The sequence below is a fragment of the Mesobacillus maritimus genome, assembly GCF_023715205.1.
Classification (GTDB): domain Bacteria; phylum Bacillota; class Bacilli; order Bacillales; family Cytobacillaceae; genus Mesobacillus_B; species Mesobacillus_B maritimus_C.
On sequence record NZ_JAMBNR010000021.1, the window covers coordinates 51,495 to 62,540 of the forward strand.

Genomic DNA, 11,046 nt, shown 5'->3' on the forward strand with positions numbered 1-11,046 from the left:
GTTGATGCAAAGATTAAAATGTATAGTTTCTTACGATGGTACTGCGTATGCTGGCTACCAAGTTCAACCCAATAAACGTACAGTACAAGCAGAAATTGAAGCAGCGTTAGCGAAGCTTCATAAAGGACAGGAAATCAAGGTTACAGCTTCTGGCCGTACGGATGCGGGTGTGCATGCTAAAGGTCAGGTTATCCATTTTGATAGCCACCTGACTCTTCCAGAAACGAAATGGCCCATTGCTTTAAATTCACTGTTACCTGATGATGTCGTCATCGTAAAAGCTGAGCAAGTAAATACTGACTTTCATGCCCGATATAATGCAGCTAGAAAGGAATACCGTTATTTCATTCAATTATCGAAACAGCGGGATCCGTTTATGCGCAACTATGCTTATCAATACTCATTTCCAGTGGACGTTGCCTTGATGAGAGAGGCTGCCATATGTTTAACAGGGACACATGATTTTACAAGTTTTTGCTCAGCCAAAACAGAAGTGGTGGACAAGGTAAGAACCATCGAAGCAATTGATTTTACTGAAGAAAAGGGCCTGTTGGTGATACGCTTTATTGGCAATGGATTCCTTTATAATATGGTCCGAATCCTTGTGGGCACATTGCTTGAGGTGGGACGAGGCGAACGGGAACCAAATAATGTAAAAGAAATACTGGAAAAGAAAGATCGGCGTTATGCTGGAAAAACAGCACCAGGGCATGGTTTATACTTATGGGAAGTCTTTTATCATGATAAATAAAAATTCTATGACAACTAATCCTGGTGTTGACATTGAGGACCTAAAGTTATATTATGTTTAAGTGTGATATTTTTAAACCCACTGATAAGCCCCGGAACTTATCTGTGTAAATATATCAAAGACTTTGTGATCGAAAAAAATGATTGATTGAAAATTAGGAGGGACACTCATGCGTTCAACATTTATGGCTAATGCCAAGAATATCGAGCGTAAATGGTACGTAGTTGATGCAGAAGGCCAAACTCTTGGTCGTCTAGCAAGCGAAGTTGCATCCATCTTACGCGGTAAACATAAACCAACATATACTCCACATGTGGATACTGGTGATCATGTGATCATCTTAAATGCTTCAAAGATTCAATTAACTGGTAACAAGTTAAATGATAAAATCTACTACCGTCACACAATGCACCCAGGTGGTTTGAAGCAAAGAACGGCTCTTGAAATGCGTACAAACTACCCTGAAAAAATGCTTGAGCTAGCTATCAAAGGTATGCTTCCAAAGAACTCTCTTGGTCGTCAAATGTTCAAGAAGCTTCATGTATATGCAGGTAGCGAGCATCAGCATCAAGCACAAAAACCTGAAGTTTACGAACTTCGCGGATAATTATTAAGGAGGTTATTTACTTGGCACAAGTTCAATATATCGGTACTGGTCGTCGTAAGAGCTCCGTTGCACGAGTTCGTTTAGTACCTGGCGACGGTAAAATCATCGTTAACAATCGTGAAATTGAAGATTATATCCCATTCGCAGCTTTACGTGAGGTTGTTAAGCAACCTTTAGTAGCAACTGAAACAGTTGGTGCTTATGACATTCTTGTCAACGTAAAAGGCGGCGGCTACACTGGTCAAGCTGGCGCAATCCGCCACGGTATCGCTCGTGCGTTACTTCAAGCTGACCCAGAATACCGTCCAACTCTTAAGACTGCAGGTTTATTAACTCGTGACGCTCGTATGAAAGAACGTAAAAAATACGGTCTTAAAGGCGCTCGTCGTGCTCCTCAGTTCTCAAAGCGTTAATTATCGCTTATCAAAAGCTCTCAAGCTATGCTTGGGGGCTTTTTTATTTTTTTGTGTTGAGCCTGTTTATCAAAGTATAACTTTGGTTGTTATTCTTGCTTAGAAGTCTAACGCTAATTAGGATTTGCTATTGATTTGTTACTGATGAGAAACTGGATTCATTTTATAGTAGGATTTATACATATAGTTAATCACAAATGCCTGAAGGGGGAAGGTAAAAGGTTTTTAGCTAAGACTATTGATTTGACACTAAGAAAAATTTATTAAAGTAAGGAGTTAAAGATGAAGGGGAGAAAATGGAACATTAGTTGGCCAAAGTTTTTTGCTTTTGCAGCGTTTATCTTTATGCTTTATACCATTTATGATAACTGGCAAGAACATCAAACTTTTATTGATGAAGCCAAGAGCAATCCCGCCGAAGAGAAGGTATCGCGGAAATTTGTTGTCCTCGATCTATTAGAGGGACCACGGTACTCCGTTCAGATAGGAGTAATGCCAGAGAGCAGTATTCCTAATGATCGTAATTCATCGATGGTCGGAGTCGCTCGTGAGGTTTTTGGTCAAGTGGCAGTTGGGGAGGATATTTCTGGTTATCGTGTCGATGGAAAGTTTTATACTGAAAGTCATTTAAATGAAGAAGAACGTTGGCTATACATTTTAATGGCGATTGCGAGCTTATACCCGGTTGGTTATATCCTTTTTTGGCTTTTAAAAATAAGCAGGGTTCGTTCCGCCTTTAGCCAAATAAGTAAACTTTTACGCTTCTCTTTGATTGGCAATATTATTTTTTACCTAATTCTTTTTGGGGGATTGCTAGGCTTAATCTACCTTTTTCTATCCACATATACAAAGAGTACGCTCGAAAATGGCTATGAGAAGTTTTTTGGTGACAATCATGCTAAAGCAAATGCAATTATTTTGGATCGCGGTGAGGATTTAAATTGGACTAGGTACGGCGGCAATCAAAATGAATACTATCTTTCTTTGATGTATAAACCAGAGAACGCGGAAAGTGTATTTATTGTGAAAGGAGTTACATTGCATACGTACAATAAGTATGAGGAAGAAATTCCAATCGTTTATAATACCGATAATCCGTATCAAGTGTTTATTCGGGACATGGATTTTATGGACTTTATAAATATATTGATGACAGAGACAGTGTATATGACGCTAATTAGTATCATTTTACTCTTGTTACTAAGCACAATTCCTTATTTTCTTTGGAAAAAGAATAAAACGGGACATTATTAGAAGTAGTAACTTCTATTTGATGATTATTTAAATGCATACCAGAATAAGTGGAATTAGTGAGAACGGGTGACCAATTGGCTTGGCGGCTGTCTATAAAATGATGATTAGGGCTCTTAGCTTAATGTTGAGAGTCTATTTATTTGTAGTTGAAGAGGGCCAATAGACTGTTTAGAAAATAACGTTCGTCTTGAGAACGCAAGGGTAGTCTCAAGTAGCCGAAAAGACGAGAAACTGGAAAGAAGGGAACGCAAGGGTATTCTCGCGTACCCGAACAGACGAGAAAACAATAGTAAGGGAATGCAAGGAAAATCTCACGTTCCCGAAAAGATGAGCAAGCGATCATAACGGGACGATAAGGTTCTACACCTTAACTTCTAGCGCCATTTTTAAATAATCAATAAGCATAATGGATTGCTCTTTTAATTTTACTTCTTCTTTTGGCAAGATGGCATCCTCTAAGGCGAGACCGTCGATAAAAGCGATAATCGTACGAGCTAAGATATCACTCTTATATTTTTTGCTAAACTCACCTTTATCTTGACCAGCTTGAAGGATATCTCGATAAATTTTTAACCCTAGCTGATAACGTTTTTGGCCATATGCTCTTCTTCGCTCATCTTGCCTACCAGTAATGAAAAATTCTAAGTTACTAGGTGCAAGTGCATCCATTTCATCATTAGGGTTCATTTCCTCACCGAAAAGAACCTTTAAGAGCAATTCCCAGTAGGAATCAACCTTTTTTTCAAGGATGTTCTGAGTGGAAGTATGTTCACGTAATAGGTTATCTTCTAATATAGCTTCATAAAGATCCTCTTTATTCGAGAAGTAATGATACAATCCCCCTCGACTGACACCGGCTGCCTCCATTACATGTTTCATTGTTGTCCGTTCATAACCCTGTTCAGTGAAGACTTCCGTGGCGGCTGCTAGTATTTTAGCCCTTCGTTGTTTCAAGTGTTCCTGGCTGACCTTTGGAGACATCGACTTTCCCTCGCTCTACTTTGCTTTTTACAAAAAATCCAATGACTGATAATACCAATAATAGGGAGGCGGTTAGGATAAAGGTTGGAATAATCCCAAACTCGGTAGCGAGCCAACCGCCTAGTAACGGACCAATAATTGTTGCAGTTGTAGTCACGCTATTGACGACACCAAACACCCTACCAGTCATATGGACAGGAGTGTCTAGTTGGAGGGTAGCTTGAAAAGGAATGAAGACAAAGCTTGCTGAAAAACCTGCCAATAACCCTAATAAAGGGGCCCAGATAATGGAGCCGTGATAATCAAAGTTTGTGAATACAGCCATGATACCAAAACTAAAGCCAATCCCACAAACACCTAATAGCATCAATGGGTAGGATGGGTAATTTGTTTTCTTGGTCAGAAACATTCCCGATAAAAACATTCCAATACCTGAGGCGGCAACAATATAGCCAAACAAGTCAGGGGAAGAATGTGTAAGTTCTCTGAGTAAAACGATAATTTGTGAATCGGATAATTGAAGGATGAGTAAACTGACGCCTAAGAAAAATAGACCAACTAATAAATATTTATTGGATTTCATATATGAAATGCCGAGAATAAAATCCTTTTTAAACGAATAGTTATTTGCTGGGCTTAATTGAGTAGAGTCCTTCGAGCCACTTAAGGTTTTGGGTAAAGCCATGATTAGAAGTGCTGACGCTAGAAATGTTAGGGAATCAAGATAGAATACTGTTTGTGCTCCAAAAGCAGTTACGAATATGCCACTGAGCAATGGTCCGATTATTTTAGTGCTGGAGTCAATCATGGAGGTAACAGACATAGCTGCTTTTAAATCCTCTTCTGCAACCAATTCTTTAAGCTTTCCATTTTTGGCTGGGACGAAAACAGCCGAAAATACCCCAATCGTAAATAGGCAGATGTATACAACCCCAATTGTATTTGCAATTGTTAAGACAAGGATTAGGCCAGCACGGACAAGGTCAGAGATCATCATTAAAGACTTTCGATTGACTCGGTCAGCTAAAGTTCCTGCTACTGGTCCTAAAAGTGCCATCGGCAGCGCTAGGCATAAGATGATAAAAGAAACTTCCATCGGTGAGGCATTCCATTTAAGACCTACAAGAGTAATAATAGCGACCATACTAAGCCAATCGCCAATACTTGAAATACCTTGTGCCATCATGAGGATAAGATATTCCCGATTCTTCAATAACCCTTTCATAAATTCACCATCCTTTAACGACACCCGTGTCGTTTTTTATTAATCTCATTATAACGACACTCGTGTCGTTTTATCAAGCCCAAAATTGGATTTTCCTTTTAAAATTGGAAATTGGATTTTTGCATGTCTAGGTCAAGCGAGTATCACACTAGTGGCAAGAGGTGAGTTTCCAGTGAATGTAGTCACAACTTTTACGGAAAAGAGACGCGAGAAGCAAATTAAATATGAGCGTTCTTTGTTACGAGAGTTATCCATTCAGAGATTACAAACGCGAGTGAAAGATTGTTTTGGATCTTCTCGACTGGCATCAGGCTTGCTCATGAATTCAGGAATTGAAGAAGCATGCTATGATGTCGCCATTGAGGCTTATCTTCTTGGGGGAAGATACAGTCGTTTCGGTTATTTTGGAGAGTCGATGGAGAATGCAAGACAAAGGTGTCACGAAGAGGAAAAGCATTTAATTGATACGCTCTATAACTTCTTCTTGTTCTGGGGGAATGGAGATGAAGGAGTTGCTGGAGAGTCACTATATTATCTTTGCGAACAGTATGTTGATGGTTGGTGGAGAGAAGGATTTCAAAAAGGAGAAAAACGGCATAAGCTTAAAATGCATTAATCCTCTGTTCTAAACCTCTTTCCTGTCCCATATATTTTTAAAAAGTGGGACGAGTAAGTGGGAAGAGAGGTTAGTCTTAATGAGAAAAAAGCTGGGGGTTATTCTGTATGTAATTGCACTTATGTCGTTATTTATTATTCTTCAATATGACTTTAAAGAAGATGATGCAACCAAAATGCAAAGCCTACCACTTTCTGGGAAAGTAATTGTTTTGGACCCGGGACATGGAGGGCCAGATCCTGGAGCTGTAAAAGGAGAGGGAATTGAAAAAGACATTGCATTAAATGTTAGTTTAATGCTCCGAGACTATTTACAACAGCAGGGTGCCCTAGTTTTAATGACAAGAGAAATAGATACTGATTTAGCAGGGGAAGATGTGAAGGGCTATAGTCGAAGGAAAGTGGAAGATTTGAAAAAGCGGCTAGAAATCATCAATGATTCTGAGGCAGACTTTTTTGCGAGTATTCATTTAAATGCGATTCCATCCTCTAGATGGAAGGGCGCACAAACGTTCTATTCAGGGCATTTGAAAGAGAGCAAACGCGGAGCTAAATTTATTCAGGAAGAATTGCGTAGGAATTTAGAAAACACCAATCGAGAAGCAAAGACATCAAACGATATCTATATCTTAAAAAATTCCGAAATTCCTGGTGTTCTAGTTGAGATTGGCTTTTTGTCCAACCCAACGGAAAGAGAACTATTGAGACAAGATGCATACCAAGAACAGGTGGCTGCATCTATTTACCAAGGAATTATCCGTTATTATACAAATGAACGAAAGATTTTAGAGTGAAGGGGATGTTCTCCTTCTTTTTTTTTGGATTGAAAAAGTATGCTGGTTAGGAAGCTTGGTTATTGAGGATCAACTCAATTCATAGCATTTTTATTTTCAATACGTTAAGATGGTGGAAAGCGATTACAAGGTGTGATTCGATTTACATCTTTTTACTGTTGGATTATGTTATACTGTTAAATGTGACTAGACTAAAGAGGAGGGTTTACGATGATAACAGATGCAAAGGTGAGAGAACTCATTGGGGCGTTAAATGAGCCTTTTTTACATAAACCACTTGGTGAACTAAATGCGATCGAAGAGGTTAAAATCAAGGAAGAAAAGAATCACGTTAGTGTTAAAATCGCAATTGCGAAAACAGGAACTTCCGAGCAACTACAGCTCCAATCACAAATTGTCAATATTTTAAAAGAAGCGGGTGCGGCGACGGTTGGCTTGAGATTCAATGAGCTACCTGAAGAGGTGCTTGCTAAGTATCGCACTGAGAGTGACGCTAGTGGCGAAGAGGGATTATTATCCCCTACTAGTAAGACAACCTTTATTGCGATTGCGAGTGGAAAAGGAGGAGTAGGAAAGTCAACTGTTTCCGTTAACCTGGCTGTCTCTCTTGCTCGTCTAGGGAAAAAAGTTGGATTAGTTGATGCGGATATTTATGGGTTTAGTGTTCCTGATATGATGGGGATTACTAAGCGTCCTGTTGTTCGCGGAGAAAAAATTATACCAGTGGACAGATTTGGTGTAAAAGTGATTTCCATGGGCTTCTTTGTAGAAGACAACGCTCCGATTATTTGGCGTGGACCAATGCTTGGAAAAATGCTTAATAGTTTCTTTAACGAAGTAGAGTGGGGCGACCTTGATTACTTATTATTAGACTTACCTCCGGGTACTGGAGACGTTGCCCTTGACGTACATTCAATGCTACCAGCATGTAAAGAAATTATTGTGACAACACCGCATCCAACCGCAGCCTTTGTTGCAGCTCGTGCGGGTGCCATGGCTTTACGTACGGATCATGAACTACTGGGTGTTATTGAAAACATGTCTTACTTTGAAAGTAAGGTATCTGGTGGAAAAGAATATGTGTTTGGTCAAGGTGGCGGAGACAAGCTTGCTGATGAACTAAATACGAAAGTATTAGGTAAACTTCCGCTTGGACAACCTGACTGGAGTGCCGAGGATTTTGCTCCTTCTGTCTATCAGGAAGACCATAAAATTGGTGCGGCATATCTAGATATTGCGAAGCAAGTTTTAAATACGTTAGAAAAATAAAGGTAAGAAAGCCTTTCCTTGTTAAATGAATGAGGAAAGGCTTTTTTATTTTGAATATCCGGTTACTTTTCTTCTTCTTTTTTCTCTTGCTTTTTGCTGATATCATCCGATGCTTGGATGATTAAGTCTTGTAATTTCGCCTTAAATAACGGACTTTCAAAGGTTTCTGTTATAACTGTCTGCATTTGTTTGCGATACTCATTACTTTTTAAGAGTGTAATCATTTCTTTCTCTAGTTCTGGATCTTTAAGGACGTCTACAAGCATAGAGCGATATTCAGGGTCCTTCATTAATTCCTTAATCATCTTTTCGTGTTCAGATTTTAAGCTCTTAGCGTAGCTCTCTGCAAACTTTGGGTCTTCAAATGCGGTTTTCCAAAACTCTTTACCTTTTTCAGATACAAGTGTTTCTTTAATGGTATCGGAGACAACGGTTTGCTCCATAATCAGATTTTGTTTCATTCCGTCATCTTTCATAATTTCTTGAATGGCTTTTTTCCCGTCGTCTGTCTTTAAGATATCGACAACCATTTTCTTTGTTGCATCATAATCCATTTCCTCCCCGCTCGTTTCAACAGGTGCACAACCGGAAATGAAACTTAATAAAAAGACAGGGATAAGAAATTGAATGGCTTTTAACATTATTCATTCCCCTTTCGCAAAGACAACCTTACCTTTAGGATGGATGCTTCATTAAATATTATTCAATGAGAAGGCTAAACCTAGATTTTTCTAATTTTGCTTGGTACAATCAAGTAATGAACTATGTTATTGGGGGAAAATATTGTGACAAGTAGGAACTGGGTTAAATTTTTCATCTCCACTTTGCTCCTTGGCGGTTTGACCACAGGTATCGTTGGTTTTATTGTACGATGGAGTGAGTTTAAACCATTCTTTACAGATTTTAATCTTGTTGAAATCGTAGCTATATTATTTTGGCTCCTTGGAGTCGGTTTTATATTCAGTCTTTTAAGCCAAGCGGGATTTTTTGCTTATTTGACGATTCACAGATTTGGGCTGGGAATTTTTAAAACAGCAAAATTGTGGAATACCGTACAATTGGTTCTTATCGCGGTGGTCTTGTTTGATCTTGTTTATCTTCGTTATGAAGTATTTGCGGAAGAAAGCGAATCCCTATTACCATATATTGGACTAGCCTTACTAGTGTTTATTCCAGGTTTGGTGGTTGCATATTTTAAATCTCAACAAACCAATAAAACGACATTTATTCCTGCTTTATTCTTCATGGTTGTAGCAACTGTCATTGAATGGATTCCTATTTTACGCGCGAACGAACAAAGTTGGGTCTATTTAATGATTTTCCCGTTATTAGTTTGTAACGCGTATCAGTTATTAATGCTACCAAAGTATAATGAGAAATCATTGAAAGAGCGGGAGTCATTTGAAAGAAGAATGAAGGGGAAATCCAATAAAGTAAAACAAAAGCCGTCCAATGCATAATGGACGGCTTTTGTTATTCTTTGTTTTCATTTGGCTCTTTCAACTTTAAATCAGGAGAAAAGAGCCAGTAAACTTATTATAAACGCACAAAATGGCTTATCCTGCGTTAAAATCGGATTTAGGATTTTAACAACAATCTTTACAAAAATAGCATTTCATTTTAAACCAACCTTGCTATAGATAGTGAAGCACAGTATACCGTAATATACTGGGTTCACTATCTTATTTGATCTCTGAAGATTTCGCAGTTCCATTGGCAATCATTTCAGAGACGCTGACCATTTTTAGGTTCTTATTTTCAATTTCGTCAATAATTCCTGGAAGAGCAGCAGCTGTTTGTTTAGCTGAATCTGATGCATGTAATAAAAGAATATCTCCTTTTTTTGCTTTAGAGATATTTTTCACGATTTGATCGACTCCCGGGTTCGTCCAGTCTTTGGAGTCTAAACTCCAATGTACAACCGTATATCCCATTTTTTCGGCAATGTTTAACGTGCGTTTATCAAAATGACCGGTTGGAGCTCTTACAAGCTCAATTTCTTTTACATTTAACTTTTTAAAGGCCTCTTGCGCTTTTGATAGATCTTGTCTGATCTTTGATTCCTCAATTTCAGTGTAATCTTTATAATCATATCCTAAGATTCCAATCTCATAGCCTTCCTTTACAATCCGGTTAACAGTATCAGGATGTCTTTCAGCCCAAGCTCCTGAAAGAAAGAAAGTGGCAGATTGAATATTCTCCTTCTTGAGCACATCTAAGATCGGCTCAGCTTTTTCGTCTCCCCAACCAATATTAAAGGTTAGAGCAATATCCTTTTCTCCTTTGTAGACAGCTTTTGGTCCATCTTCAGTTGAAAAAACAGGCACTTGTGCGATGCTCTCAACGTAAAAAAACCAGGCAGTAAAGAGGGCTGCAATCATGATGATTAACGCTTGTTTAATTGATTTTCCATTTAACACAAAAAAGAATTTCATATACATTCACCTCGTCCATGGACTCCTTGTCTAATTTTTATGAGCAATTCAGCAAGATATGAATAAAATTTGTGAATATAAAGTTTCTGGAAGGAAAAGATACAATAACCAACAATTTCAAATGGGAGTGTTGTTATGTTAGGGTTTCTTATTAATCAAAAAGAGAGAAAAGAACTAGAATACCTTATAAAGCGTGAGATGGATGAAATTTTGTTTGATTTAAGAGATGAGCGAATTGACCATATTGTTAAAAGATCCATGCGAGAAAGATACAAGATTTTATTTACATTGTTTAAAAGAGTAGCTCCACCAAATGAATGCATGAAGTACATAGCTACTGGAAAAAGCCAATCTAAAAATTAGTTTTTTAAAATAAAATAACGTGTTGACTTAAATTCTATTTGCTGTTATATTAATAAACGTCGCTGATGAACAGCGGCAAATTAATTTTAAAAAACACCTTGACTTTTTCTGAGTGGTGTTATAAATTATAAAAGTCGCATTTAAGCGAGATTGATTGTTCTTTGAAAACTAAACAAACAAGCGTCAACAAACAATATTATCATGTCTTCTATTGAAGAACATGAGCCAACGTTTTATTTTATGAGCTTAACTCATACTCTTTATTGGAGAGTTTGATCCTGGCTCAGGACGAACGCTGGCGGCGTGCCTAATACATGCAAGTCGAGCGAACCAATGGGA

The 11,046-nt window shown here is 38.2% G+C and carries 13 protein-coding genes and 1 rRNA gene; 10 read left to right on the forward strand and 4 right to left on the reverse strand.

Annotated features, from left to right (window positions below; all coding sequences use genetic code 11):
• Positions 1-4 precede the first annotated feature (4 nt).
• The 4 genes from truA (at position 5) to M3182_RS22920 (ending at position 3,025) form a co-directional block, all read left to right on the forward strand.
• Positions 5-751: a tRNA pseudouridine(38-40) synthase TruA gene (gene truA / locus M3182_RS22905; protein WP_251435809.1), complete on the forward strand. Its 747-nt coding sequence runs from the start codon at positions 5-7 to the stop codon at positions 749-751.
• 169 nt (positions 752-920) lie between these two features.
• The gene (gene rplM / locus M3182_RS22910) at positions 921-1,358 is read left to right on the forward strand and encodes a 50S ribosomal protein L13 (protein ID WP_251435812.1); all 438 of its coding nucleotides are present in this window, start codon (positions 921-923) and stop codon (positions 1,356-1,358) included.
• A gap of 20 nt (positions 1,359-1,378) precedes the next feature.
• Entirely contained in the window at positions 1,379-1,771 is a 393-nt protein-coding gene (rpsI, locus tag M3182_RS22915; RefSeq protein ID WP_251435815.1) for a 30S ribosomal protein S9, read from the forward strand.
• Positions 1,772-2,053: 282 nt separating this feature from the next.
• Positions 2,054-3,025 (forward strand): hypothetical protein, encoded by a 972-nt coding sequence (locus M3182_RS22920; protein WP_251560266.1) that lies wholly within the window; start codon positions 2,054-2,056, stop codon positions 3,023-3,025.
• A 360-nt stretch (positions 3,026-3,385) separates the two neighbouring features.
• Here the strand turns inward: M3182_RS22920 and M3182_RS22925 are convergent, their stop codons facing one another.
• Both M3182_RS22925 and M3182_RS22930 read right to left on the reverse strand, forming a co-directional pair.
• On the reverse strand, positions 3,386-4,006 hold the full coding sequence (locus M3182_RS22925) for a TetR/AcrR family transcriptional regulator (protein WP_251435822.1): 621 nt from the start codon (positions 4,004-4,006) through the stop codon (positions 3,386-3,388).
• A complete protein-coding gene (locus M3182_RS22930; RefSeq protein WP_251435825.1) occupies positions 3,960-5,231 on the reverse strand; it encodes an MFS transporter in 1,272 nt (423 codons plus the stop codon). Before M3182_RS22930 ends, M3182_RS22925 begins: the two co-directional genes overlap by 47 nt.
• A gap of 172 nt (positions 5,232-5,403) precedes the next feature.
• On the opposite strand from M3182_RS22930, the gene M3182_RS22935 reads away from it, so the two are divergent.
• The 3 genes from M3182_RS22935 (at position 5,404) to M3182_RS22945 (ending at position 7,909) form a co-directional block, all read left to right on the forward strand.
• Positions 5,404-5,847, forward strand: coding sequence for a YbaK family protein (locus M3182_RS22935; protein WP_251435827.1), 444 nt, complete (start codon positions 5,404-5,406; stop codon positions 5,845-5,847).
• A gap of 79 nt (positions 5,848-5,926) precedes the next feature.
• Positions 5,927-6,640, forward strand: coding sequence for an N-acetylmuramoyl-L-alanine amidase CwlD (gene cwlD, locus M3182_RS22940; protein ID WP_251435830.1), 714 nt, complete (start codon positions 5,927-5,929; stop codon positions 6,638-6,640).
• Between the two features lie 210 nt (positions 6,641-6,850).
• A complete protein-coding gene (locus M3182_RS22945) occupies positions 6,851-7,909 on the forward strand; it encodes an Mrp/NBP35 family ATP-binding protein (RefSeq protein ID WP_251560268.1) in 1,059 nt (352 codons plus the stop codon).
• 62 nt (positions 7,910-7,971) lie between these two features.
• Here the strand turns inward: M3182_RS22945 and gerD are convergent, their stop codons facing one another.
• Positions 7,972-8,550: a spore germination lipoprotein GerD gene (gene gerD, locus M3182_RS22950; RefSeq protein ID WP_251435845.1), complete on the reverse strand. Its 579-nt coding sequence runs from the start codon at positions 8,548-8,550 to the stop codon at positions 7,972-7,974.
• A gap of 144 nt (positions 8,551-8,694) precedes the next feature.
• On the opposite strand from gerD, the gene M3182_RS22955 reads away from it, so the two are divergent.
• Positions 8,695-9,369, forward strand: coding sequence for a KinB-signaling pathway activation protein (locus tag M3182_RS22955; protein ID WP_251560269.1), 675 nt, complete (start codon positions 8,695-8,697; stop codon positions 9,367-9,369).
• A gap of 222 nt (positions 9,370-9,591) precedes the next feature.
• Here the strand turns inward: M3182_RS22955 and pdaB are convergent, their stop codons facing one another.
• Positions 9,592-10,344 (reverse strand): polysaccharide deacetylase family sporulation protein PdaB, encoded by a 753-nt coding sequence (gene pdaB / locus M3182_RS22960; RefSeq protein WP_251560271.1) that lies wholly within the window; start codon positions 10,342-10,344, stop codon positions 9,592-9,594.
• Between the two features lie 135 nt (positions 10,345-10,479).
• Between pdaB and M3182_RS22965 the strand changes: the two genes are divergently transcribed.
• Together M3182_RS22965 and M3182_RS22970 are read left to right on the forward strand one after the other, a co-directional pair.
• Entirely contained in the window at positions 10,480-10,707 is a 228-nt protein-coding gene (locus M3182_RS22965; protein ID WP_251435854.1) for a hypothetical protein, read from the forward strand.
• A gap of 260 nt (positions 10,708-10,967) precedes the next feature.
• A 16S ribosomal RNA gene (locus M3182_RS22970) occupies positions 10,968-11,046 on the forward strand; the annotation flags it as partial.